Source organism: Streptomyces sp. Z26 (assembly GCF_003665095.1).
GTDB classification, from domain to species: domain Bacteria; phylum Actinomycetota; class Actinomycetes; order Streptomycetales; family Streptomycetaceae; genus Streptomyces; species Streptomyces phytohabitans.
Genome location: NZ_RCHV01000002.1, coordinates 1,942,072 through 1,967,515 on the forward strand (window position 1 = coordinate 1,942,072; position 25,444 = coordinate 1,967,515).

Below are 25,444 nucleotides of genomic sequence, written 5' to 3' on the forward strand. Positions count from 1 at the left end.
TACGGGCGCCGCGCGTCAGGAGCCGGTCCGCACCGCGTCCTTGGCGACGAGCCTGCCGCCGCCGAAGCACAGCCGGTAGACGCGTACGGGGTCGGGACCGTCGTCCATCCGGTAGTAGCGGCACCGCGACCCGGGCGGGCCGGGCGCGACGTGCGGGCCCGGCTGCTCGTCGGTCTGCATGGTCGGCAGCAGCCCGAAGACGTCCCGCTCGTCCTGGCCGACGCGCATCCGGTCGTAGTCGGCGGCGGGCAGCACGGAACGGTTCGACTGGACGAACGCGAACACGGTCATCGCGACGGCCAACGCCGAGGTCAGCGCCAGCGGCACCAGGAACACCTGCCGCAGCCGCCGTCGTTCCTTCCGTTCGGCCGACTCCCTGCGCAGCGACGACTCGGACGGCGCGGACGCGGGCGTCACGACCTCCGTAGGTACGGTCCCGGACGCCACGTGCGCGTGCTCGTGCGGGAGTCGGACGCGCACCTCGTACCCGCTCCCGGCCGGGCTGTCCGGCAGCGCCACCGGCCCGTCGCGCATGACGCCGCCCGACAGCCGTACCCGTTCCCGCAGCCCGATCAGGCCGTTGCCGCCCGACGTGCCCCGGGGCGGCGGATCACCGGCGGGCCGCTCGCTGACGACGGACACCTCCGTGGCGTCCGGGGACTGGCGCAGCTCGACGGTGACGGCGCCGCCCGGCGCGTGCTTGGCGGCGTTCGTCAGGGACTCCTGGACGACGCGGTGCAGCGCGCGTTCCGCGAGCGGCGGCAGCGGCACCGGCTGGCCCTCGCGCCGCAGTTCCACCGGGAGGCCGGACGCGGCGGCGCGGTCCACGAGGTCCGCGATGTCCACCCCGGCCAGCCGCTCGTCCGGCTGGCCGCCGCCGCCCGCGGCGTCCCCGTCCCGCAGCACGCCGATGATGTCGTGCAGCGTCTCGGTCGCCGTGACGGCCGCGGCGCGCAGCCCCTCCGCGGCTTCGCGGTGGCGCGGGTCGAGGTCGGGGGCGACCTCCAACGCTCCGGCGCGCAGGGCGAGGAGGGAGAGTTCGTGGCCGAGGGTGTCGTGCATGTCGCCCGCGATGCGGGAGCGTTCCCGCAGCCGTACGCGGTCGGCGGCGAGTTGCTGCTCGCGCTCCATGCGTTCGGCCAACTCCCAGCCGGTGGCGACGAGTTCGGCGTGCTGCCGGACGTAGCGGCCGACGAGCCAGGGCAGCGCCACGTTGAACACGAGGGTGAGGACGAGCGTAAACCACGACCACAGCTGCTCGTCCGCCCGCCAGGTGACGAGCAGTCCGAGGGCCGCGACCATCCCGAACGAGACGAGCGCGGGCGGCGCCTGCCGCATCCGTCTGCCGACCAGGTAGCCCGTCGCGAGCAGCGGCAGCACGGCGGCGCCGCTGAACAGTTCCGGGGACGCGACGAACGCGAGGCCCACCGCCAGGTACAGCGACAGCAGCGGCGCCGTACGGCACACCAGCACCGCGAGCGCCAGCACCGGCACCGTCAGGTACGGCAGGACGGGCGCCGGGCCCTCCTGCGGCGGCCCGGCGACGTACTCGACGACCCCCGGAGCGCACAGCACCAGCCACAGCAGGGCGTCCGCGGCCCGCTCCCGGCGGCTGCCGCGCGCCAGCGCCGTACGCGCGGCCAGCGCCGTACGGACCACCGGCCCCGTACGGACCGGCGCGGTGCGGGCGGCCCCCGACCGCGCCGGTCCCCCGGTCATCGCGCCGTCGGCGCGGCCACGGCGCCGGGCGCGCCGGCGGCGTCGGCCGCGGCGCGGCGCCGGAGCACCGCCCACGCGATCTCCAGCAGCAGCCCGGCCCCGGCGGCGAAGGCCACGGCGGCCCAGGGCGCGCGCACCCCGACCAGTTCGAGCTGGAAGAACTCCTGGAGGAACGGCGTCACCAGCACCACGGCGAAGGACGCCGCCATGGTGAGGACGAGCCCGATCCGCCACCAGGTGTACGGCCGCGCGATGATCGCCAGCGCCCACAGCGCCACGAGGAACAGCGTCAGGGTGGCCGCCGAGGTCTCCGCCTCCAGGTTGTCGTCGTACGTGGCGCGCGCGAAGAGGTACGAGCCGAAGGTGGCCGCCGCCGCGAGGGCGCCGCCGGGGACGGCGAAGCGCAGCACCCGTTGCACGAAGCCGGTACGGGCCCGTTCCGCGTTGGGCGCGAGCGCCAGGAAGAACGCGGGGATGCCGATGCTGAGCGAGCCGATGAGGGTGAGGTGGCGGGGCAGGAAGGGGTAGGGCACCTGGGCCACCACGACCATGACGGCGAGCAGCACCGAGTACATGGTCTTGGTGAGGAAGAGGTTGGCGACGCGTTCGATGTTGCCGATGACGCGGCGGCCCTCCGCGACGACCGAGGGCAGCACGGCGAAGTTGTTGTTCAGCAGCACCAGCTGGGCCACGGAACGGGTCGCGGGGCTGCCGGAGCCCATGGCGACGCCGATGTCGGCGTCCTTGAGCGCCAGCACGTCGTTCACGCCGTCGCCGGTCATCGCCACGGTGTGGCCGCGCGACTGGAGCGCCCGCACCAGCGCGCGCTTCTGCTGCGGCCCGACACGGCCGAAGACGGAGGTGCGCTCCGCGAGGTCCGCCAGCTCCTCCGGGTCGTCGGGGAGCGTACGGGCGTCCACGGGGTGGTCGGCGCCGGGGAAGTCCAGACCGCGGGCGACGGCGCCGACGGACAGCGCGTTGTCGCCGGAGATCACCTTGGCGGCGACGCCCTGCTCCGCGAAGTACCGCAGCGTGGCGGGCGCCTCCTCGCGGATGCGCTGCTCGATGACGACGAGCGCGGCGGGCGTGACGCCGTCCGCCGCGGCGAGCGGCCGGTCGAACGCCTCGCGGAGGGTGCCCGAGGCGCGCGCCAGCAGCAGTACGCGGAGACCGAGGGCGCCCCGCTCGTCGACCTGCTCCAGCACGGGGTGGCCCGCGGGCAGCAGCGCGTCGGGCGCGCCCAGCAGCCAGGTCGCGGTGGCGCCGGGGCCGTCGCCGCCGGGACCGTCGCCGGGCGCCCGGAGGGTGGCGCCGCTCCAGCGGCGTGCCGAGGAGAACGGGGTGCTGTCGGTCACGGTCCAGCCGTCCGGCGCGGCGTACGCGTCGATGATCGCCTGCATGCTCGGGTTGGGCCGCTCGTCGGCGGCGCCGAGCACGCCGAGCACCGCCTCGGCGGGCGCGTCCGGGTCGAGGGCGCGCACCTCGGAGACGTCCATGGCGGTCTCGGTGAGCGTGCCGGTCTTGTCCAGGCAGACGACGTCCACCCGTGCCAGCCCCTCGATCGCGGGCAACTCCTGTACGAGGCAGCGCTTCTTGCCCAGCCGGACGACGCCGACGGCGAAGGCCACGGAGGTGAGCAGCACCAGCCCCTCGGGCACCATCGGGACCAGACCGGCCACCATCCGGCGGACGGCCTCGGCCATGTCGTCCTTGCCGACGGTGAGTTGGCTGATGATGAGCGCGACACCGGCCGGGACGATGGCGTACGTCACGTACTTGAGGATCTTGTCGATCCCGCCCCGCAGTTCGGAGCTGGTGAGGGTGAACTTGCTGGCCTCCTCGGCCAGTTGAGCGGCGTACGCGTCCCGGCCGACGCGCGTGGCGGCGAACGCGCCGGTGCCCGCCACCACGAAGCTGCCCGACATGACCTGGTCCCCGGGCCGCTTGACGACCGGGTCGGCCTCGCCGGTCAGCAGCGACTCGTCGACCTCCAGGTCGGCGGTCTCCACCAGCGTGCCGTCCACGGCGATCTTGTCGCCGGGCCCCAGCTCCACGATGTCGTCGAGGACGAGTTGCTCGGCGCCGACGGGCTCGGACACCCCGTCGCGGCGTACGGTCGGCCGGCTCTCGCCGACGATGGCCAGCTGGTCCAGGGTGCGCTTGGCGCGGATCTCCTGGATCACGCCGATCAGGGTGTTGGCGAGGATGACGCCGCCGAACAGCGCGTCCTGCACGGGTCCCACCGACAGGATGATGACGAACAGCACGCCCACGATGGCGTTGATCCGGGTGAAGAGGTTGCCGCGGACGATCTCCCCGATGCTCCTGCTGGAGCGCACCGGCACGTCGTTCACCCGGCCCGCGGCGACCCGTTCCGCGACCTCGGCCGCGGTGAGGCCGCGCGCCGCCCGTACGGGGTCCGGGGGCACGGGGCCCGGGGGCGCCCCGTCCGGCGGCGCCTCTCCCGTACGGTCCGGGTCCGTACGGTCCGGCGCCGCGGCGGGCTCCCCGCCCACCGTGTCCACGTGTTCAGCCACTCCCGGTCCCGTCCCTCTCTGTGGTGCTCCACGGCGACCGCTGGTCACGGCGGTCGCCGTACGCCGGACGCCGTCCGCGTACCGGCCTTCCCGACCCTAGACAGCGCGCCGACCGCCCACCAGCCACCAAAGGCCCTGCCGGACCCCGACTTTCGTCGGGTGCCGTCCCTTCGCCCCTCCCCTGCCGGTGTGAGGCTTCTCTCCGCAAGAGTCCTCGGGGTCCCCCCTGTCGCTTTCGCCCACCTACGGAGCGACCTGCGACGACGCACTGTTTCCATGGTCAAGTAGCGGAATTGGATCTCGGATGCCGGATTTTGTCGCTCCCGACCCCCTGTGCTTACCGTCGAATCGCTCGCCACACGGGGGGCACCCGTGACCGTCACGCCGAATCCTGCCGACGGTCGCAGGGGGGAATCCGACGCGTCAGCGCCGTAGGCAGGAGCGGGGGAACCAGGTAGGCCGCCGCACCTCTCCAGGGTGCGGCTAGGGGCGAAACCGTACGAGTCCGCAACCGCGGTCCCGTACGGCCGGGCACTCATCCGGTCCGAGCCCGACAGCTCACCTCGTAGGCGTCGGTGAGGAAGTCAGTCATGCTTTTTTCAGGTAAGGGCCGCTCCGGCAAGACCGCTCGCATCGTCACCCTCGCGGGTGTCGCCGGTGCCGCCGTCACCCTCCCGCTGATCACGGCGACCGGCGCGCAGGCCGCCTCCGTGGACACCTGGGACAAGGTCGCCCAGTGCGAGTCCGGCGGCAACTGGCAGATCAACACGGGCAACGGCTACTACGGCGGCCTCCAGTTCTCGCAGTCCAGCTGGGCCGCGGCGGGCGGCACGCAGTACGCGTCCCGCGCCGACCTCGCCAGCAAGGAGCAGCAGATCGCCACGGCGGAGAAGCTCCTCGCCCTCCAGGGCCCGGGTGCCTGGGCCTGCGCCGGTGCGGGCGGCCTCACCTCCGGCGGCCCGTCCGCCGACGTGAACCCGGGCGGCGACGGCGGCCAGCAGCGCGCCGACCGCGGCACCGAGCGGCAGGCCCAGCCCGCCGAGCAGCCGCAGCCGAAGCAGGAGGCGCAGCCGGAGCAGCAGGCCCAGCCCCAGCCGAAGGCGCAGCCGAAGCAGTCCGGCGGCGACTACACGGTGCGCTCCGGTGACACGCTCGGCAGCATCGCCGACGCGCACGGCAGCACCTGGCAGCAGGTGTTCAACGCCAACAAGAAGGTCATCGGCGGCAACGCGGACCTGATCTTCCCGGGCCAGCAGCTCAGCCTCTGACCCGACCCCCGGCACGCTCCGGGCCTTCCCGGCCCGGAGCGTCCCCGGTCCCGCGGCCCGCGCCTCTCCCCCGTGGCGCGGGCCGCGTCACGCCCGGATGCCGCGCGGGCGCCCGCGGGCCCGTACGGGATCAGCGCGGCAGGCCGCCCCTGTGCGGCGGGCGGTCGTACGTGCTGTCCCCGTGCGGGTCGTCCCCGTACGGGCCGTCGCCACCCTCCGGCGCACCCAGCGCGTCCGCCCGCCGGATGGTCGCCGCGAGTTCCGCGACGGCGGAGTCGCCGGAGTCGGCGGCCGCGTCCCGCGCGTACCCGGCGAGCCGCCGCAGCGGGGGCGCGCCCGGCAGGTCGCCCGCGCCGCCGCGCAGCGCCTCGGCGAAGTACGCGGCGGCGGCGGCCGTACGCAGCCGTGGCGAGGCGGACTCCCACAGCGCGCCGTCCAGCGCGTCCGTACCGATGCGCCGCGTCTCCTCACGCGGCGCGCGCGAGTCCGGGTCCAGCCAGCGCACGGCGGCGGTCGCCACGTCGCCCTCGGCGCCCTCCCTCAGCCGCACCGCGTACAGCGCGGTGACCGTGTGCCCGGGGCCGATCTCGCCGCCGTCCACGCGGTCGTCGCGGAAGTCCTCGTCCGCGACCCGCCTGTCGTCGTAGCCGACGAGCCGCTGTTCGACGACCGTGTCCGGGTCGAACGTGACCTGCGCCTTGGCGTCGCGCGCGCGGAGGCCGATGTTGCGGGGCAGCTCCTCCACGAAGACCCGGCGCGCCTCCGTACGACTGGACACGTACGTGGTGTGCCCGTCGCCCCGGTTGGTGAGCCGCTCCATCAGGGCGTCGCCGTAGTCGCTGCCGACACCGACGCCGAAGAGGGTGATGCCGTGGTCGGCGCGGTGCGCGGCGACCTGGTCGAGGATGGCGTCCGGCGCGGTGCCGCCGGTGTTGGCGAGGGCGTCGGAGAGGAGCACCACGCGGTTGGTGGCGGCCTTCCGCAGGCCCTCGACGGCCTCGGCGTAGCCGGTGCGCATGCCCGCCGCGAGGTTGGTGCTGTCCTCCGTGCGCAGCCCGTCGAGGGCGTCCCGGACCGTGCCGCGCCCGCCGTCGTCGCCGAGGCGCGTCATGGGCAGCACGGTGCGCGCCTCGTCGCTGAAGGCCACCAGGGCCACGGAGTCCGTGTCCCGCAGCTGCCCCACCGCCGTCCGCAGCGACGCCCGCACCAGGTCGAGACGGCCCGGCTCGGCCATCGAGCCGGAGACGTCGACGACGAACGTGAGGGCGGCGGGCGCGCGCCGCTCGGCGGCGTCGTCGCGCTCCGCGCGGGTGGTGAGCCCGATCCGCAGCAGGGACCAGTCGCCGTCCCCGTCACCCCGTTCCGCGTGCCCGTCCGCGGTCGGGCCCGTACGGGCGCCGTCGGCCGACACCGCGAAACCGTCGCCCTCGGGCTGCTCGTAGCCCGGCCGGAAGCTGTTGACGAACTCCTCGGCCCGTACGGTGTCCGGCCGCGGCAGTCCCCCTTCCGCCACGGTCCGCTTCGCGTAGCCGTACGACGCGGTGTCGACGTCCAGCGCGAACGTCGACCGCAGGTCGGCGGCGGGCGGGGCGTCGCCCTCCGCCTCGTCGCCGGTGTCCCGCCGGGCGCCGTCCGGCGCGCGGGACGTGCCGCCGGGCGGCGGCGCGCCCTGCCCGCCGTCCGAACGGTCCGTCGCCGCCTCCCTGTTGCCGCTCCCGCCGCCGCCCCCGTCGTCCGTACCGCCGCCGGTGCATCCGGCGAGCAGTACGCCGCCCGCCGCCAGCGCCACCGCGAAACGTCTCCCCCTGTGCCCCATCCCGGGCCCCCCTTCCGGCCTTTCGGCCGCACACGCGTCGAGTACGGGGATGGGACGTACGGCGGGTGGCGGCGGACACGGGGAAGGCGTCACGGAAACGTTGCGATACGGCAACAGGGGCTCATAGCGGGTCACTTGGTGCGAACGCTCCACCGCGCACCACCGATCGCTCCCGCCCCACGGCGCGTGCGGCACGACACCCGGCGCTCCGGCGCACGGGAGCGGGTCCCCTCGCGAACCAGGCAATCAACGCGCGCACGCCCCCGGCGTACGCGCGCCTCCCGCGACCGCTCGCGGGCCGCGCCCCGCCCGGCGGTGAACCGCCGGACGCGAGGACACGGCGGCCTCCCGGGCGTTCGCGCCGATGCCCCCACCCCCGTCGAGGGCATCGGCGCCCACGTCGCCCAACAGCGTGAACAGCTGGTGGGACGACGCTCTCACCGGCTCGGAGCCGGACGCCGCACCGGTCGGCACGGGGACGGCGGACACGGTGGGCCGTACGCCGCCCGGCTCCGTTCCGGGTGCGATGTGCGGACATCGTGGCACGGGACGTACGGGTGCCGCATTGCCAGGGTCCGGCAGTCTTTAACTCTCTTTTATCTCCGGGGGGTTCCGCAGAGTGATCGTTTCACCGGAAAGCCCACGACAACGCCCTGTACGACCGGCCGAACACCCGCGCGCGCGGAGGCGGAAAAAACAGCGGAGGGACGGCACGGACGGTGCGGACGGAGTCCGCCTCCGGCAGGTGAGTGACCACTGCCGGAGGCGGACGAGGGGAGCACGGGCGTCGGCCCGCGTCAGCCCACCGCGTTCGGGGACAACTGCTGCTTCTTGGCGGGGAAGAAGTCGTCACAGGTCTTCACCGTGCCGGTGGCCTTGGACCAGTTGCCGGTCACCCACTTCTCCTCGCCGCGCATCTTGTACCAGGTGGCGGTGGTCCCGACCTTCTGGGCGTCGACCTTGCAGTCGATCCCGAACTGGCTCTTGTCCTTCAGCGCGCCCTTGATCGTCGAGTCCGTGCTCGGGTACTGACGGACGTTCAGGTCCTTGCCGCTGATGGTGTCCACCGTCCCGTACGGCTTGGCCGGCGCGGCCGCCTGCGCCGATCCGGCCGCGAGGCCGAGGGAGGCGCCCCCCGCGGCGACGCCGAGGGCGAGGGTCACGGCGGCGTAGCGGGTCCGGCGGGTGCGTGCGGTCTGGGTGCTCATCGCGCTCAACTCCTTCGTCGATCCCGGCTCGACCGTCCGGGGTGCGGATCTACACCACGAAGGACGTAGGTATTTGAGGCTTTGGTTCCACTATGTCCGTTTTTTCTTGGGCGCTTCACCCACCACCGCACCCGCTCCGCGTCAGAGCGCGCTCGCCGGCCACCCCAGGAGCCGTGCCCCCATCGCCGCCGTCTCCAGCGTGTAACGGTGCAGCGCGTCGCCGGGGTCGTACCCGGTGAGCAGCCGGATGCGTTCCAGCCGGTACGACAGCGTCCGCACGCTCACGCCCAGCCGCCGGGCCGCCTCCGCGTTGACGTACCCCGCCGCCGCGCACTCCGACAACGTGTCCAGCAGCGGCGCCGCACCCCCGCGCGCGGCGGTCAGCGGCTCCAGGACGGTGCGCACGAGGTCGGCCATCGCCGCCCGGTCGCGCATCAGGACGGGGAACACCAGCAGTTCGGCGGCGTACAGCCGGGTCGCCTCCAGCCCGAGCCGGTCCGCGAGGTCCAGCGCGCCCAGGGCCTCGTCGTAGCTGCGTACGACACCGCCCGCGCCGCTGTGCGCCCGCCCGACCGCGACCCGTTCGGCGTCCGGGTAGCCGGGGCCGGGGCGTTCCACGAGCGACGCGAAGACCTCCAGCACGCGGCTCTCGCTGCTCGCCGCGATGCACACCAGACGGCCCTCCTTGGTGGAGATCAGCACGTCCACCTCACCGAAGCGGCCGAGGAGTTCGCGCTGGACGAGGCCGACGACCGGATGCACGTCGTCGTACTTCTCCGGCCCCGCGGCCACGGCCACCGCGTGCGCGTCGGCGAGCTGGAGGCCGAAGCGCTGCGCGCGTTCGGCGAGGCGGCCGAGGTCGCTGCGGCCGTACAGCAGGTCGTCGATGAACTCCCGCCGCTCGCCCTCCTCCTGCCGCATCGCCACCCGCTGCGCGCGCTCGTGGCCGTCACCGAGGGCGGACACGGCGGCGTCGAGCGCGGCGAGCAGGGCGTCACCGGTACGGGCGCGCTCCCCCGCGTCCGCGGTACGCGCGATGCCCGGCAGGGTGCCCCACAGCCGACGGGTCTCGCGCACGTACAGCCCGAACAGCTCCCGCAGCCCGTGCCCGCTCGCGGCGGACCGCTCACCGAGGGCGCGCAGGGCGTCGAGTTCGTCGCGGCGCGGCAGGCGCCCGGTCTCCGACACCTCCGTCAGCAACCGCGCGTAGTCCCCGAGGAAGTCGCTGGGAATCCCGCCCTGCCCCGCCGTACCTGCCCGTGCCGTCATCCGTCCCCCGGAGTGCCCCCGCCGTCCCCGCGCCGGACGGCTCTGAACGCGTGGCTCAGGGTAAGCGAGCGGGCCGGGCCGGGTCATCCGGAACGGAGCACGCCACCGGTGGCGGATCAGCCCGTGGCAGGTACGGTGTGACGACCACAGGAAGATCCATAGGGGCGCCGGGAAGTCTGGTCGGCAACGACACCGTCCTGCCCGCACACCCGACAGGAGTGCCCTGTGCCGTCCGATCCCGGTCCCCGTACGCCCCTGCCCGATTCCCGTACGCCCCTCTTCGGGCTCCCCTCCCCCGCCGAACGCCGCCGCCTCGCCGACGCCCTGCGCACCGAGACCGTGGGCGGGATCGTCCTGCTCGCCGCCGCCGTCGTGGCGCTCCTCCTGGCGAACACGCCGCTGAGCGACGCGTACGAGTCGGTGAGCGACTTCCACTTCGGCGTCCCCGCCCTCGGCCTCGACCTGTCGGTGGCGCACTGGGCGTCGGACGGCGCGCTGACGGTGTTCTTCTTCGTCGCGGGCATCGAGCTGAAGCGCGAACTGCTCACCGGCGAACTCCGCAGGCCCGCCGCCGCCGCCCTGCCGGTGGTCGCCGCGTTCTGCGGGATGGCGGTGCCCGCCCTCGTGTACGTGGCGGTCAACGTCGTCGGCGGCGGCGACCTGGACGGCTGGGCGGTGCCGATGGCCACGGACATCGCGTTCGCGCTCGGCGTGCTCGCGGTGATCGGCACGAACCTGCCGTCGGGCATCCGCGCGTTCCTGCTGACGCTCGCCATCGTGGACGACCTGGGCGCGATCGTCGTCATCGCCGTCTTCTACACCTCCGGCCTCGACTGGCTCGCGCTCGGCGGCGCGCTCGCGGGCCTCGCGCTGTTCTGGGTACTGCACCACCGGACGCCGGTACGCGGCTGGTACGTGTACGTGCCGCTGGGGCTGGTCATCTGGGCGCTGATGTACAACAGCGGCGTGCACGCCACCATCGCGGGCGTCGCCATGGGCATGCTGCTGCGGGTGCGCCTGCGGAAGGGCGCGGACGGGGCGCCCGACGAGGAGGTGTCACCGGCCGAGCACATCGAGCACCTCGTCCGGCCGCTGTCCGCCGGGTTCGTGGTCCCCCTGTTCGCCCTGTTCGCGGCCGGGGTCGGGGTGTCCGGCTCGGCGCTGGCCGAGACCGTACGGCAGCCGGAGGGACTGGGCGTCGTCCTCGGGCTGTTCGCCGGGAAGATCCTGGGCGTCTTCGGCGGTACGTACCTCGCGGCGCGCTTCACCAGGGCGCGGCTCAACCCGGACCTGTCCTGGCCGGACGTGGCCGGGGTGTCGATGCTGGCGGGCATCGGCTTCACGGTGTCGCTGCTCGTCTCCGAGCTGGCCTTCACGGACGCGGAGACCATGGAACGGGTGAAAGCGGCGGTGCTCGTGGGGTCCCTGCTGTCCGCGCTGTGCGCCGGTGTGCTGCTGCGCATGCGGGACAAGAAGTACCGGAAGCTGTGGGAGGACGAGACCCGGGACGAGGACCTGGACGGGATCGCCGACATCGACCAGGACGAGGACCCCGTGACGCGCCCCGCCGAGGCCCGCCGCCGCGCGGAGGCGCGGGAGCGGGAGCGCGCCGCGCGCGCGGAGGGCGAGGCGGAGTCGGGTCCGGACGGCACACGCCCCGGCGGTGGGTGATCCGGGCGCGGGGACCGTACGCGGCGCTCGCCGCCCGCGGGCCCCGCGTCAGCCCCGCCCGGCGTCGTCGGCGCCGCCGTCCGTCGCGGCCCCCGCCCCGGTGCCCGGGTGCTCCTTGGCGGCGCCCGGCCCGACCGGGCGCCGCGGCCCGACCCCGTCGTCCGGGATGCCGACGAGTTCCTCGACGTCGAACATCCGGGCGATCGGCACGTCGGTGCTGCTGTGCGCGACGATCGAGAACGCGATGGTCACCGCGATCAGGGTGAAGGCCTCCGCCCCCTGCGGGATGCCCGCCTGGAGCACGAGCAGTCCGTACACCACCGACGCGAACCCCTTGGGCCCGAACCAGCCGGCGGTGAACTTCTCCCGGCGGTCGAACTCCGTGCCCACGAGGGAGAGGATCAGCGAGGTGGGACGGATCAGGACGATCGTCAGGACCGCGACGACGTAACCGCCGAGCGAGAGGTCGCCGAACAGTTCGGGGGTCAGCAGCGCGCCGAACACCAGGAGCGCCGCGAACTTGGCGAGTTCGGCGAGTGAGTCCCCGAGCGGCCCGAACGCGGAACCCGCCTCGGGCGAGACCGCCGCGAGCACCGCACCCGCGCTGAACGCCGCCAGGTACGGGTTGGCGTGCGTGAGGTGGCACAGCGCGTACAGGGACACACCGATGGCGAGCGGCAGCAGCGGCTGGAGTCTGGGCTCCGCCCCCAGCAGCCGGAACCGCGTCAGCAGACTGACCGCCAGCGGCAGCAGCACTCCGAAGGCGAGGCCGAGGACCAGCTCGGTGGCGATGGTGCCGAACGACGCGTCCTCGGCGTGGGCCGTGGGTCCGGCCGCGGCGATGAGGACGAGCACGAAGGGCAGCGCGAGGCCGTCGTTCACGCCGCTCTCGATGTTGAGCAGCTGGCGGAGCCGTCCCGGGACCTCCTCACGGCCGACGATGGCGGAGGCGAACACCGGGTCGGTGGGGGAAAGCACCGCACCGACCAGGAAGGACGTCGTCCAGTCCAGCCCGGCCAGGAAGTGCGCGAGAACCGCGATCCCGAGGAAGGCGAGCGGCATGCCCAGGGCGAGTGCGCGGGCGGGGTTCCTCCAGCGCCTCCGCAGCTCCGGGAAGGACACGTGCGTGCCGTCCGTGAACAACACCGCGAACAGGGCGAGGTCCGCGGTGAGCCGCACCAGGTCGCTCTCTGGAGTGACGTGGACGAGGCCCAGGAAACCGTCGCTGACGAGCGCGCCGCCCGCGAGGAACAGCAGGGACGTCGAGAGGACCGACCTCGCCGCGAGCCCCGACAGCAGCACGGCGACCAGCAGCGCCACCCCGAACACCATGACCAGCACCACGGTTCTGCCGCCCCCACACCAAGTGATCGTGAAATCCCTCCGATCACCCTAGCGTCCGCTTCCGGTCGGCCCGAGGGTGAGCCGCAGGAAGCGCGGCCGGTACAGCTCCACGTCCCGGTGGATCGCGCCCGGGTCGCTCACCACGTTCACGTCGTAGCCGAGCAGCAGCCCGCCGTCCCCGCCGAACTCGGCGTGCCCCTGCGGGTTGTACGCCGACGCGCCCGCCTCCGCCGCGCCGGGCGGCAGCGGGGGCTCGCCGACCGTGTCCGGGCCGTGCCAGGGGCCGTGCGGCGCGCACGACCAGAACGACACCACGTTCCGCGACGGCTTCCCGTCCGGGCCGCCCGCGTCCACGGTGAGCAGCAGCCAGGTGCCGCCACGGCGCACGACGGTGTACGTGTTGGTGGCGCTGCCCGCGCGCTCGCCGTCCCCGGCGCCGTCCCGCCCGCCGTCCCCGGGTACGCCGCCGGTGCCGCTCCCCGGCACCCCGCCCGTGCCGCCGTCGAAGTCGAGCGGCGCCGCGTCGGCCGCGTCCGGCACCCAGCGGGAGCCGTTCCAGTAGCGCCAGGCGGAGCCGTCCGCGAGCGCCCCGTGCGGGACCCGGGCGACGTACGCGCGGGACGGGCCGCCGTCGCGCACGCCGCGCTCGTCGGCGCCGTACGCGTACGTCCACCCCCCGTGCCGTACGGCCGAGGTGCCGTAGAGGACGCGCCGTTCCGGCGCGGTGTCCGCAGCGGGCCGGTGCACCGGTGCGACACCCTCCAGCCGCAGGTCGGGCAGCGACAGGGTCGCCACCTCGGTGGCCAGCGGCACCCCGAACACCCACGGCGCCGTACCCGACCCCCGCTGCCACAGCAGCACCCGTACGACGCGCTCCGACGACCCCGGCGCACGCGGCTCCACCACCGCCTGCACCGGCCAGCGCCACAGTTCGCCGCCGTTGCCGCCGGTCGTCCCGGGGAACAGCGCGGACGGGCGTCCGTCGGCGGCGGGCGGCCCGGTCAGGGTGCGGGTGAGGCGTCCGCCGGGCGACATCACCAGCGCCGAGTTCCGCACCCAGGAGGGGTGCGGCACGCGCTGCCCGCCGGGGTGGACGCGGTCCAGGAAGGTGTCGGCGGACAGCCAGAGGGTGCGTCCGTCGGGCAGCCGTACGGAACGGGTGCCGTCGCCGCCGGTCCAGTCGTCCGTACGGGAGTCGTCGTCGCCGTAGCGGGCGAACTCGCGCGTCATGGTGTCGTCCGGGCGCCAGCCAGTGGCCCGGAGGCCGCCGCAGGACGGCGTGCCGCCGTCGTCGTGCCCGGGGTCCGTGAGGAACCAGGCGAGCAGCGCGAGCGCCAGCAGCCCCGCGGCCCCCGCGCCGACCACCGTTCCCGACCGCCGCCGCACCATCAGGCCGGAGCATACGTGGCCGCCGTCGTGGGGCCACCGTGCGGGAGGACGATCGGCCTCCGCCCGCGTACTTTCCGCGTCCGCGCGCGCGGACGCGGAAAGTACGCGGAGGGAGGGCGTTCGGAGTCCGTACGGCGGATGTCGTCTGGACCGGCGGATGCGTGGTACCCAGCGCGCTACGGCGTACGGAGCGCCGCACGCACCCACTGGGAGGCGACGATGGACGCCCGGATCACCCTGCGCGTCGACGGCGAGGAACGGTCACCGACCGTCGACACCCGCACCACCCTGCTCGACGCGCTGCGCGACCGGCTCGGCGTGATGTCCCCGAAGAAGGGCTGCGACCACGGGCAGTGCGGCGCCTGCACGGTGCTGGTGGGCGGCAGGCGGGTGCTGGGCTGCCTCGCGCTCGCCGTGGCGCACGACGGCGCGGAGGTGGTCACCGCACGCGGCCTCGGCGCGCTCCCCGACGGCGGCGACGGCAACAGCGGCGGCGGCCTGAACGGGAACAGCCGGAACGGGGACGGCGACGGCGAGCGGCAGGGCCCCTCGGACGACGGACTCCACCCCGTGCAGCGCGCGTTCCTCGACCACGACGGCCTCCAGTGCGGCTACTGCACCCCCGGCCAGGTGTGCTCCGCCGTCGGGATGCTCGCGGAGGCGGCGGCGGGCCATCCCAGTCACGTCACGGACGACCTGACCCGTACGGGCCCCGCCGTCCTCGACGACACCGAGATCCGCGAGCGGATGAGCGGCAACCTCTGCCGCTGCGGCGCGTACGTCAACATCCTCGCCGCCGTACGGGAGCAGGCCGCCGTACGCGAACAGGCCGCGCCCGCGCGGGGGGAGGCGATCCCGTGATCCCCTTCGACTACGTGCGCCCCGCCGACCCCGCCGACGCGGTCGCCGCCGTCGGCGGGCGCCCCGGCGCCGCCTTCCTCGCCGGGGGCACCAACCTCGTCGACCATCTGAAGCTCGGCGTGACCGGCCCCGACCTGCTGGTCGACGTGTCCGGGCTGCCGCTCGACCGGATCGAGGAGACCCCCACGGGCGCGCTGCGGATCGGTGCCACCGTCCGCAACAGCGACCTGGCGGCGCACCCCCTCGTACGGCACCGGTACCCGGCGCTGTCCCGCGCGCTCCTCGCGGGCGCCTCCGGGCAGCTGCGGAACATGGCGACCACCGGCGGCAACCTCTTCCAGCGCACCCGCTGCCCGTACTTCCAGGACACGAGCACCCCCTGCAACAAGCGCGTGCCGGGCTCCGGTTGCTCCGCCCTCGGCGGCCACACGCGCGACGCCGCGATCCTCGGCGCCTCCGCGCACTGCGTCGCCACGCACCCCTCCGACATGGCGGTGGCGCTCCTCGCGCTCGACGCCTCCGTCGTGCTGCTCGGCCCGGACGGCGAACGGACCCTGCCGCTCGCCGCGCTGCACCGGCTGCCCGGCGACACCCCGCACCGCGACACCGTCGTGGAGCACGGCGAGCTGGTCACCGCCGTGGAGCTGCCCGACCGGGCGTCCGCGCGGCACTCGACGTACCGCAAGGTGCGGGACCGCAGGTCGTACGCGTTCGCGCTGGTGTCCGTGGCCGCCGCCCTCGACGTGGCGGACGGCACCGTACGGGACGTGCGGATCGCGCTGGGCGGGGTCGCGCACAAGCCGTGGCGCGCGGAGCGGGCCGAGGCCGCGCTGCGCGGAACGGCCCCGACGGAGGCCGGTTTCGCGCGCGCGGCGGACGCGGAGCTGGCGGCGGCGCGGCCGTTGGAGGGCAACGCGTTCAAGGTGCCGCTGGCCCGCCGCACCCTGGTCGCCGTCCTGCGCGACCTCGCCGGGGCCGCGGACGGCGGCACCCGCCACGACGGACGGGAGGGCGGCCGATGACCGGCACGACGACGGACCGCGCGGTCGGCACGCCGCTGCCGCGGCTCGACGGGCACGCCAAGGTGACGGGCACAGCGCCGTACGCGTACGAGCAGCGCCCGGACGACGCGCACCCGCTCCACGCGCACCCCGTGCTCGCCACCGTCGCGCGCGGGCGCGTACGGGCCGTGCGCACGGACGACGCCGCGGCGGCCGAGGGCGTCGTCGCGGTGCTCACGCACCGGAACGCGGGCCCGCTCCCGGACCTGGACGGGGCGCGGGACGGCGAGCTGGCGGTGCTCCAGTCCGACGCGGTGGCGTTCCGTGGGCAGTGCGTGGCCGTGGTGGTCGCCGGGACGCCGGAGACCGCGCGGCACGCGGCGTCGCTCGTACGGGTGGAGTACGACGAGGAGCCGCACGACACGGAACTGCGGGCGGACAGCCCGTCGTTGTACGCGCCGGAGCAGGTCAACCCGACGTTCGCCACGGACACCGACGAGGGCGACGTGGACGCGGCGCTGGCGGCGGCAGCGGTGACGGTCGACCGCACGTACCGCACGCCGATGGAGCACAACGCGCCCATGGAGCCGCACACGGCGGTCGCCGTGTGGGAGCCACGCACGGACGGGGCGGACGCGGAAGGAACGGACGCGGAAGGGGCGAAGGGGACCGAGGGCGTACGCCTCACGCTGTACGCCTCCACGCAGGGCGCCCACACCGTGCGCACCACCCTCGCGCCCCTCTTCGGGCTCCGCCCGGAGCAGGTGCGCGTCGTCGCGCCGCACGTGGGCGGCGGTTTCGGCTCCAAGGGCATGCCCCACGCGCACGACGTGCTCGCCGTCCTGTGCGCCCGCGCCGTGCCGGGACGTGCCGTCAAGCTGGCGCTGACGCGGCAGCAGACGTTCCCGCTCGCCGGACACCGCACCCCCACCATCCAGCGGCTGCGGCTCGGCGCGGACGCCGACGGGCGGCTGACCGCGATCGCGCACGAGGTGGTGGAACACACCTCGACCGTCAAGGAGTTCGCGGAGCAGACGGCGGTCGGCACCCGGCTGATGTACGCGGCGCCCCACCGCCGTACGCGCCACCGGCTGGCCGCCCTCGACGTGCCCGTGCCGTCCTGGATGCGGGCGCCCGGCGAGGCCCCCGGGCTGTTCGCCCTGGAGGCCGCCATGGACGAACTCGCCGCCGCCGTCGGCCTCGACCCCGTCGAGCTGCGGCTGCGGAACGACCCGCCCGTCGACCCGGAGTCCGGGAAGCCCTGGTCGGGCCGCCACCTGGCGGAGTGCCTGCGGGAGGGCGCCCGCCGGTTCGGCCGGCCGGGCGGCGGCGCCGCGCCCGGGTCGCGGGTCGAGGACGGCGAGTGGGTGGGCACGGGCGTCGCGGCGTCCACGTACCCGTACTACGCGTTCCCCGGCTCGGAGGCCCTCGTGCGGTACGACGGCGGGGGCCGCTGGACCGTCCGGATCGGCGCCGCCGACCTGGGCACCGGCAGCCGTACGGCCCTCACGCAGATCGCCGCCGACGCGCTGCGGCAGCCGGTGGACGCGGTGACGGTGGAGCTGGGTGACACGGAGCTGCCGTCGGCGACCGTGGCGGGCGGCTCGTCGGGCACCGCGTCGTGGGGTTCGGCGGTGGTGGCCGCCGCCGACGCGTTCCGGGCGGAGCACGGCCACGATCCGGCGCCCGGCACGCGGGCGTCGGCGGGGACGCCGGAGGACCCGGACGCCGAGCGGTACGCGCGGCACTCCTTCGGCGCGCAGTTCGCGGAGGTGCGGGTGGACGTGGACACCGGGGAGGTACGGGTGCCGCGGATGCTCGGGGTGTTCTCCGTGGGACGCGTCGTCAACCCGCGTACGGCGCGCTCCCAGTTCGTCGGCGGGATGACGATGGGGCTGTCCATGGCGCTGCACGAGGAGGGCGTCCTGGACCACCGCACGGGCCACACCGTCAACCACGACCTGACGGGCTACCACGTCGCCGCGCACGCCGACGTCTGCGACGTCGAGGCCGTGTGGCTGGACGAGGTGGACCCGCACGTCAACGCGATGGGCGCGCGCGGCATCGGGGAGATCGGCATCGTCGGGGCGGCGGCGGCCGTGGTGAACGCCGTCCACGACGCCACCGGAATCCGCGTACGGGAGCTGCCGGTGACGCCGGACAAGCTGCTGGGCTGACGGCGGGCGGCGCGCACGGGTGGGACGTACGGGCGGGGCGCACGGGCTGCGCCGGACGCCCGTACGTCCCGGAATCCGTCTCAGCGCCCCGCGCGGGGGGCGACCGCCGAACCGAACTCCTCCAGCGCGTCCGTGAGGAGTTCCGCCACCCGCAGCGCGACCGGGTCCGCCGTGCCGCACTCCGTGCGCCAGGCGTCCAGCGCCGACCGTACGGGTGTCCAGTCCAGCGGCTCCCCGTCCCGTACGGCACGGGAGTTGGGCTCCATCGCGGTGGCCAGGGCGAGCGCGTACGCCGCGCCGCCGCGCCCCGCGTCCACGCGCGCGGTGCCCTTCGCCGGGGTCCGGGGGTCGGGGTCCGTCGCCGCAGTGCCGGTCGGGCCGCTCGCGTGCTCCGGCAGATGCGCCTCCAGCAGCATCAGGACGCGCCCCATGGTGACCAGGGACAGCTGCGCGTCGCGGGCGGCGCGACGGTCGAGCCCGCGGTGCCGTACGGGCTCGGCGCCCGCGCGTTCCGCCGTACGCCCCCACTCCCGGCGGGCGGCGCGCGCGTCGAGCAGCGCGTCGCGCACCTCGCGGGCCGTACGGGCGCCGGGCCGCTCGGCGGCGTCGAGGACGGCGACCGCGTACCGGCCGTTGGCCGTCAGCCAGTCGGCGAGCCGGTCGCGCAGCCGCGGCGTCTCCCAGGCGGGGAAGAGGGCGTAGCCGAGCATCGCGAGCAGCCCGCCCGCCGCGGTCAGCAGCACCCGTTCCTGGAGGGTCTGGCCCCACTCGGACCCGGCGACGCCGAGCAGGAACACCACGTAACCGGCGGTGCAGGCGGACACCAGCGCGTAGTTGGTGGACAGCAGGAGGTACATCAGCCCGAGGGAGACGACCGCGAGCACCGCGCTCGGGTACGGCCCCGGGTCCGCCAGCGCCACCACCGCGCCCGCGAGCACCACGCCGCCGAGGGTGCCCGTGAAACGGGAGACGCCGCGTTCGAAGGTCTGCGAGAAGTCGGGCCGGAGCACCATCACGGCGGTGAGCGGAATCCAGTAGCCGTGCCCGTCGGGCAGCACCAGCTCGCCCACGAGCTGCCCGACGACGACCACCGCCGCCAGCCGCAGCGCGTGCCGCAGCACCGGCGAGGACCAGTGGAGTTCGCGACGGAGCGCGCGCGTGGCGACGGGCACCAGGCCGGGGACGGTGGGGCGGTGCAGATGGCGCGGCGACGGCGTACCGCGCGTCGCCCGGCGCCCGAACCGGCCGGGCAGCAACCGGCGGACGCCGCCCCGGCCCGTACCGGCCGCGCGGCCCGTACCGCCGGAACCCCCGTCGTCCGTCCCGTCCTCCGCCGCCGTCTCGTCGGGCGGCGCCTGGTACGGCCGCCGGTCCCCGGAGCGCCTCCGCGCGCGGGGAGCGCCGGAGCCGCCGTCCGCCGGGTCGTCGCCGGGCGGCTCGTCCGCGTGGATCCACACGGTGCGCGACCCGAACACCGGGAGGGTGCGCGTCACTTCGACGGGCTCCCGCGCGGCCTCCACCGCCTCGTCGGTCAGCGCGATCAGCCGCAGCGCCGACTTCCGCGCCGCGCCGCTGAGCACCGGCCCCGAGTCGGGCACCTGGAGGACGGTCAGCGCGGCCTCCGGGATGCGTACGGGCTCACCGCGCCGGATCGCGCGCGCCGACGCGTCGAGCACGGTCGCGGACGCGGCCAGCAGGGCGCGTACCCGCTCCCGTTCGGGCCCCTCAGCGGGCACGCCGCCGATGAACGGGTCGGCGAGCGAGCCGAGCAGCGGCCGGAAGCGTTCGGCCAGCGCGCGGTAGCCGCCGAGCTGGCGCGGGCGGCGGCGCGCCTCGCGCGGCGTGACCGCCGCCGCCGTGCGCGCCTCCATCAGCGCCTCCGGGTCGAACGGCGCGGTCGGGTCGTGCCGCAGGCGCCGCGCGTAGTCCGCGACGGCCGCCAGCGCGTCCGCGAGCGCGTCCCGGCGCGCACCCCACGGCCGTACGGGGAACAGCACGATCAACGCCGCCTGCACCAGCCCGCCGACCGCGATCAGCGCGGCGTGCGTCAGCGCGCCCCGCACCGTGTCGGGCAGGGTGACCGCGACGAGCATCACCGCCACGGTCAGCGCGGCAACCGCCCCCGACGTCGGCCCGACGGCCCAGGCCAGGCCCGCGCCGAACGTCCACACCGCGAGCAGCACGAGGAACGCGACGTCCCACGGCACGCACAGGTACGCGAGGAACGTCGAGACGGCGAGCCCGCCCGCGGCGGCCAGCGCCCGCACCGGCCGGGGCCGCCAGCTGTGCAGGAACGTGGCGATGCCCGACGCGAACGCCCCGAACGCCGACGACACGGCGAGCGTCGGCGACCCCAGCCACAGCGCCAGCCCCACCACGAGGGCGACCCCGCACGCCCCGCGTACGGCGATGAGCGGGGTGAGCGCGGTGCGCTCCACCCGCATCCCCGCGCGCGCGGTCTCGCGCAGCGCACGGCCCCAGCTCATGCCGCCCCTCCGGACGTGTCGGCGGCGGCACGCCCACGGGCGGCGCGGGAACGGGCCGCGCCCGCGCCGCCCCCGTGCGTACCGCGCGCGCGGGTGCGGTCAGTCGTGGCGCGGGAAGCCCAGGTTGATGCCCCCGCTGTCCGCCGGGTCCGGCCAGCGCGTGGTGATGACCTTGCCGCGGGTGTAGAAGGCGATCCCGTCGTTGCCGTAGATGTGCAGGTCACCGAAGAGGGAGTCCTTCCACCCACCGAACGAGTGGTGCCCGATGGGCACCGGGATCGGCACGTTGACGCCGACCATGCCCGCCTCCACCTCCAGCTGGAAGCGGCGGGCGGCGCCGCCGTCCCGCGTGAAGATGGCGGTCCCGTTGCCCCACGGGGAGCTGTTGATGAGCGCGATCGCCTCGTCGTACGTCTCCGCGCGCACGACGCACAGCACCGGCCCGAAGATCTCCTCCCGGTACGCGTCGGAGTCGGTGCGCACCCGGTCCAGCAGGGAGACGCCGAGGAAGAAGCCGTTCTCGTGGCCCGCGACCGACAGCCCGGTGCCGTCGACGACGACCTCCGCGCCCTGGGCCGCCGCGCCGCGCACGTACGACGCGACCTTGTCGCGGTGCTCCCCGGTGATGAGCGGCCCCATCTCGGACGACGGGTCGGTGCCCGGCCCGATCCGCAGCCGCTCCGCGCGCGCGGCGATGCGCGCGACGAGGTCGTCCGCGACGGAGTCGATGGCGACGACCACGGAGACCGCCATGCAGCGCTCACCGGCGGACCCGTACGCGGCGTTGATCGCGTTGTCCGCCGCGTGGTCCAGGTCGGCGTCCGGCAGGACCAGCATGTGGTTCTTCGCGCCGCCGAGCGCCTGCACGCGCTTCCCGTGCCGGACGGCGGTCTCCTGGATGTGCCGGGCGATCGGGGTGGAGCCGACGAACGACACGGCGGCCACGTCCGGGTGCTCCAGCAGCCGTTCGACGGCCGTACGGTCGCCGTTGACGACGTTCAGCACGCCTTCGGGGACGCCCGCCTCGGCGGCCAGTTCCGCGAGCCGGTACGCGGCGGAGGGGTCCTTCTCGCTCGGCTTCAGCACGAAGGTGTTGCCGCAGGCGAGCGCCAGCGGGAACATCCACATCGGCACCATCGCGGGGAAGTTGAACGGGGTGATGCCCGCGACCACCCCGAGCGGCTGCCGGATCGACGCGACGTCCACCCGCGTGGACACCTCCGTCGACAGCTCGCCCTTGAGCTTCTCGGTGATGCCGCAGGCGAGTTCTACGATCTCCATGCCGCGCGCGACCTCACCGAGCGCGTCGGAGTGCACCTTGCCGTGCTCGGCGGTGATGAGCGCGGCGATCTCGTCGCGGCGCGCGTCGAGCAGTTGCCGGTACGCGTACAGCACCGACGTACGCCGGGACAGCGAGGCGGTGCCCCACTCCCGGTACGCCTCCTTCGCGGCGGCCACCGCCCGGTCGACCTCCCCGACGGAGGCGAGCGCGACACGGGTGGTCTGCTCGCCCGTCGCCGGGTCGTACACGGGGCCGAACTCGCCCGAGGCTCCGTCGGCGGGCTTCCCGCCGATCCAGTGGCCGAGTGTCTTCATCAGGGGCACCTTTCCTACGTTCCGTCACGCTGTGCTTCGAGGCTTCTCACGCTGTCCCCCTCCCACCGGAGGGAGTTCGGCACCCGGGGGTGCCCCTACAGATGGCGCCGCCTGTCCCCCGCCCGGCGTTCGTACGCGCCGCGCGCGCGGACCGCGTCCGGCCGCGTCGCGACCTCCGCGACGGGCACGTCCCACCAGGCCGCGGCGGGCGGCGCCGCGGGCCCGTCGCCCGAGGTGTCCGTCTCCACGTACACACAGGTGGGGCGGTCGGAGGCGCGTGCCGTACGGAGCGCGTCGCGCAACTCCCCGACGGTGTCCGCGCGGAGCACGTCCATGCCGAGGGACGCGGCGTTCGCGGCCAGGTCCACGGGCAGCGGGTCGCCGGTGTACGAGCCGTCGCGCGCGCGGTGGCGGTAGGCGGTGCCGAAGCGTTCGGCGCCGGTCTCCTCGGAGAGGCCGCCGATGGAGGCGTAACCGTGGTTCTGGAGGAGGACGACCTTGAGGGCGACGCCCTCCTGCACGGCGGTCACGATCTCCGTCGGCATCATCAGGTACGTGCCGTCGCCCACCAGGGCCCACACGGGCCGGTCCGGGGCGGCGAGCCGGACGCCGATGGCGGCGGGGATCTCGTAGCCCATGCAGGAGTAGCCGTACTCCACGTGGTACTGCCGCGGCGACCGCGCCCGCCACAGCTTGTGCAGGTCACCGGGGAGCGAACCGGCGGCGTTGATCACCACGTCGTCGTCACCGACCACCGTGTCCAGCACGCCCAGCACCTGGGTCTGCGTGGGCCGCGCGGAGCTGTCGCCGTGCGCGTACGCCGCTTCGACGCTCCGCTCCCAACGCGCCCTGCCCGCGCGGTACTCCGCCTCGTACGCCGCGTCCACCCGGTGCCCGCCCAGCGCGCCCGCCAGCGCCTCCAGGCCCGCGCGCGCGTCCGCGACGAGCGGCAGGGCGGTGAGCTTGTGCGTGTCGAACGGGGTGACGTTGAGGTTGACGAAGCGGACGTCCGGCGCGGCGAAGAGCGTGCCGGACGCGGTGGTGAAGTCCGACCAGCGGGTGCCGACGCCGATCACCAGGTCCGCCGTACGGGCCAGGTCGTCCGCGACGGCCGTACCCGTGTGCCCGACGCCGCCCACGTCCGCCGGGTGGTCGTGGCGCAGCGCGCCCTTGCCCGCCTGCGTGGACGCGACGGGGATGCCCGTGGCGTCGACCAGCGCGCGCAGCGCGTCCTCCGCCTCGCTGTGGTGCACGCCGCCGCCCGCGACGATCAGCGGGCGCGCGGCGGCCCGTACGGCGCGTACGGCCTCCGCGAGCGCCGCGCCCTCCGGCGGCGGGCGGCGCACCGTCCAGACGCGGGGGGCGAAGAGGTGCGCGGGCCAGTCGTACGCCTCGGCCTGCACGTCCTGCGGCAGCGCGAGCGTGACGGCGCCCGTCTCGACGGGGTCGGTGAGGACGCGTACGGCGTCCAGCAGCGCGGGCACCAGCGCCTCCGGGCGGTGCACGCGGTCGAACCAGCGGGAGACGGGGCGGAGCGCGTCGTTGACGGACAGGTCGCCCGCGTACGGCACTTCGAGCTGCTGGAGCACCGGGTCGGCGGGGCGGGTGGCGAACGTGTCGCCGGGGAGCAGCAGTACGGGCAGCCGGTTGACGGTGGCGAGGGCGGCGCCGGTGACGAGGTTGGTGGCGCCGGGGCCGATGGAGGTGGTGACGGCCTGCGCGCGGAGACGGCCGGACTGGCGGGCGTAGCCGACGGCGGCGTGCACCATGGCCTGTTCGTTGCGCCCCTGGAGGTACGGGAGCGGGGGCAGGTCGGTGGCGTGGTGCTGCTCGACGAGCGCCTGGCCGACACCGGCGACGTTGCCGTGGCCGAAGATGCCCCAGCAGGCGGTGATCAGGCGCTGGCGGCGGCCGTCGCGTTCGGTGTGCTGCGCGGCGAGGAAGCGCACCAGCGCCTGGGCGACGGTGAGCCGGAGGGTGTCGGGTTCCCGCCGGACTGCGGCACCGCGGTCAGCGAGGTCGGCGGGGTCAGCCGGGTCGGCGGCGGGATCGACGGTGGGGCTCATGACGGGCCCTCCCCTTCTTCCGTCGGTGCGAGATAGAGCGGCAACCTTTGATCCACAGGCATTTCTCCCCAAGTGCCTCGGACCCACGCATGATCTGGATGGTCGCAGATCAGCCATTCACGGGCCACCCCGGGGCCCGCCATCACGTTGAGGTAGTACATGTCGTGCCCGGGGGCCGCGATCGACGGCCCGTGCCAGCCGTCCGGGATGAGCACCGTGTCGCCCGTACGCACCTCCGCGAGCACGTCCGTACGCGAACCGGGGCCGGAGGGCGTCACCCGCTGGTAGCCGACACCTTCGGTGGCGCCGTGCGGGGCGATCTCGAAGTAGTAGATCTCCTCCAGTTCGCTCTCCTCGCCGGGCCGGTGCTCGTCGTGCTTGTGCGGCGGGTACGACGACCAGTTGCCGCCCGGAGTGAGCACCTCGACGGCGATCAGCCGGTCCGCCTCGAAGGCGCCCGCCGCGGCGAAGTTGTTCACCTGCCGCGAGCAGTTGCCGCTGCCGCGCAGCTCCACGGCGACACCCTCCGCGGGCCCGTACCGCGCGGGCAGCCGCCGCGTACAGCGCGCGCCCGTCAACGCGAACCGGCCACCCGCCCGGCTGGACACCCGTACGGTCGCGTCCCGCGGCACGTACGCGAAGTCGCTCACTCCCGCGAACACGCTCTCCCTGCCGCGCAGTTCGAAGGTCACCTCCGCGTCGGAGCCACCGTCCGCCCCGTCGCCTGCCCCGCCGTCCGCCGCGACCACCGTGCAGCCGCCGCGCAGGGGGAGCACGATCCACTCGCTGTCCCCCGTGGCGAACTCGTGCGCGCCACCCGGCGGCAGCTCCAGCACGCGCAGCGCGGAGTAGCCCCAACCGGCCGTACGGGGGCCGACGTCGAGCGCGTACGGGCCCTCCGCGGCCGCCCCGGCGGGGAGGTGGAAACGGGGTGCCCGCCGTCCGGGTGCGCCCGGGCTGTCCTGGTGGGCCTGGTGGCCCCTGTCGTCCTTCTGGTCCTTCTGGTCCTCGTCGTCCTGGTGCCTCATGTCCCTCA

Annotated in this window: 16 protein-coding genes and 1 riboswitch; of the genes, 5 read left to right on the forward strand and 11 right to left on the reverse strand. The window is 75.0% G+C overall.

The genetic code is table 11. The features are described from left to right. Positions 1-15: 15 nt before the first annotated feature. Positions 16-1,719 carry a histidine kinase gene (locus D7M15_RS08540; protein ID WP_127201721.1) on the reverse strand — a complete coding sequence of 568 codons (1,704 nt, stop codon included), beginning with the start codon at positions 1,717-1,719 and terminating at the stop codon, positions 16-18. Then, on the reverse strand, positions 1,716-4,148 hold the full coding sequence (locus D7M15_RS08545; RefSeq protein ID WP_121520445.1) for an HAD-IC family P-type ATPase: 2,433 nt from the start codon (positions 4,146-4,148) through the stop codon (positions 1,716-1,718). The genes D7M15_RS08540 and D7M15_RS08545 overlap by 4 nt, the downstream gene beginning before the upstream one ends. A gap of 525 nt (positions 4,149-4,673) precedes the next feature. Continuing rightward, positions 4,674-4,843: riboswitch (cyclic di-AMP (ydaO/yuaA leader) on the forward strand. 3 nt (positions 4,844-4,846) lie between these two features. Between D7M15_RS08545 and D7M15_RS08550 the strand changes: the two genes are divergently transcribed. Continuing rightward, positions 4,847-5,524 carry a transglycosylase family protein gene (locus tag D7M15_RS08550; protein ID WP_121516945.1) on the forward strand — a complete coding sequence of 226 codons (678 nt, stop codon included), beginning with the start codon at positions 4,847-4,849 and terminating at the stop codon, positions 5,522-5,524. Between the two features lie 130 nt (positions 5,525-5,654). On the opposite strand, the gene D7M15_RS08555 is transcribed toward D7M15_RS08550, so the two are convergent. The 3 genes from D7M15_RS08555 to D7M15_RS08570 form a co-directional block, all read right to left on the reverse strand. Beyond that, the gene (locus tag D7M15_RS08555; protein ID WP_121516946.1) at positions 5,655-7,340 is read right to left on the reverse strand and encodes a von Willebrand factor type A domain-containing protein; all 1,686 of its coding nucleotides are present in this window, start codon (positions 7,338-7,340) and stop codon (positions 5,655-5,657) included. A gap of 797 nt (positions 7,341-8,137) precedes the next feature. After that, on the reverse strand, positions 8,138-8,548 hold the full coding sequence (locus D7M15_RS08565) for an SH3 domain-containing protein (protein WP_121516948.1): 411 nt from the start codon (positions 8,546-8,548) through the stop codon (positions 8,138-8,140). Between the two features lie 141 nt (positions 8,549-8,689). Beyond that, positions 8,690-9,817 (reverse strand): helix-turn-helix domain-containing protein, encoded by a 1,128-nt coding sequence (locus D7M15_RS08570; RefSeq protein ID WP_121516949.1) that lies wholly within the window; start codon positions 9,815-9,817, stop codon positions 8,690-8,692. Positions 9,818-10,072: 255 nt separating this feature from the next. Between D7M15_RS08570 and nhaA the strand changes: the two genes are divergently transcribed. Continuing rightward, positions 10,073-11,488 (forward strand): Na+/H+ antiporter NhaA, encoded by a 1,416-nt coding sequence (nhaA, locus tag D7M15_RS08575; RefSeq protein WP_121520447.1) that lies wholly within the window; start codon positions 10,073-10,075, stop codon positions 11,486-11,488. A gap of 48 nt (positions 11,489-11,536) precedes the next feature. Here nhaA and D7M15_RS08580 read toward each other — a convergent pair whose 3' ends face one another. Beyond that, positions 11,537-12,832 carry a cation:proton antiporter gene (locus D7M15_RS08580; protein ID WP_121516950.1) on the reverse strand — a complete coding sequence of 432 codons (1,296 nt, stop codon included), beginning with the start codon at positions 12,830-12,832 and terminating at the stop codon, positions 11,537-11,539. 48 nt (positions 12,833-12,880) lie between these two features. Beyond that, entirely contained in the window at positions 12,881-14,221 is a 1,341-nt protein-coding gene (locus D7M15_RS08585) for a DUF4185 domain-containing protein (protein ID WP_121516951.1), read from the reverse strand. A gap of 219 nt (positions 14,222-14,440) precedes the next feature. Between D7M15_RS08585 and D7M15_RS08590 the strand changes: the two genes are divergently transcribed. From D7M15_RS08590 to D7M15_RS08600, 3 genes are read left to right on the forward strand one after another with little or no spacing between them, the layout of a single operon-like run. After that, positions 14,441-15,082, forward strand: coding sequence for a 2Fe-2S iron-sulfur cluster-binding protein (locus D7M15_RS08590; RefSeq protein ID WP_121516952.1), 642 nt, complete (start codon positions 14,441-14,443; stop codon positions 15,080-15,082). Continuing rightward, positions 15,079-16,104: a xanthine dehydrogenase family protein subunit M gene (locus D7M15_RS08595; RefSeq protein ID WP_121516953.1), complete on the forward strand. Its 1,026-nt coding sequence runs from the start codon at positions 15,079-15,081 to the stop codon at positions 16,102-16,104. The genes D7M15_RS08590 and D7M15_RS08595 overlap by 4 nt, the downstream gene beginning before the upstream one ends. Beyond that, complete coding sequence (locus tag D7M15_RS08600) at positions 16,101-18,260, forward strand: xanthine dehydrogenase family protein molybdopterin-binding subunit (protein ID WP_121516954.1); 2,160 nt, start codon at positions 16,101-16,103, stop codon at positions 18,258-18,260. Before D7M15_RS08595 ends, D7M15_RS08600 begins: the two co-directional genes overlap by 4 nt. An 80-nt stretch (positions 18,261-18,340) precedes the next feature. On the opposite strand, the gene D7M15_RS08605 is transcribed toward D7M15_RS08600, so the two are convergent. The 4 genes from D7M15_RS08605 to iolB form a co-directional block, all read right to left on the reverse strand. Further along, complete coding sequence (locus D7M15_RS08605) at positions 18,341-20,746, reverse strand: FUSC family protein (protein WP_121516955.1); 2,406 nt, start codon at positions 20,744-20,746, stop codon at positions 18,341-18,343. Between the two features lie 99 nt (positions 20,747-20,845). Beyond that, complete coding sequence (locus D7M15_RS08610) at positions 20,846-22,342, reverse strand: CoA-acylating methylmalonate-semialdehyde dehydrogenase (protein WP_121520449.1); 1,497 nt, start codon at positions 22,340-22,342, stop codon at positions 20,846-20,848. A gap of 95 nt (positions 22,343-22,437) precedes the next feature. Then, positions 22,438-24,408 carry a 3D-(3,5/4)-trihydroxycyclohexane-1,2-dione acylhydrolase (decyclizing) gene (iolD, locus tag D7M15_RS08615; RefSeq protein ID WP_121516956.1) on the reverse strand — a complete coding sequence of 657 codons (1,971 nt, stop codon included), beginning with the start codon at positions 24,406-24,408 and terminating at the stop codon, positions 22,438-22,440. Next, complete coding sequence (iolB, locus tag D7M15_RS08620; RefSeq protein ID WP_121516957.1) at positions 24,405-25,436, reverse strand: 5-deoxy-glucuronate isomerase; 1,032 nt, start codon at positions 25,434-25,436, stop codon at positions 24,405-24,407. Before iolB ends, iolD begins: the two co-directional genes overlap by 4 nt. Between the last annotated feature and the right edge of the window lie 8 nt (positions 25,437-25,444).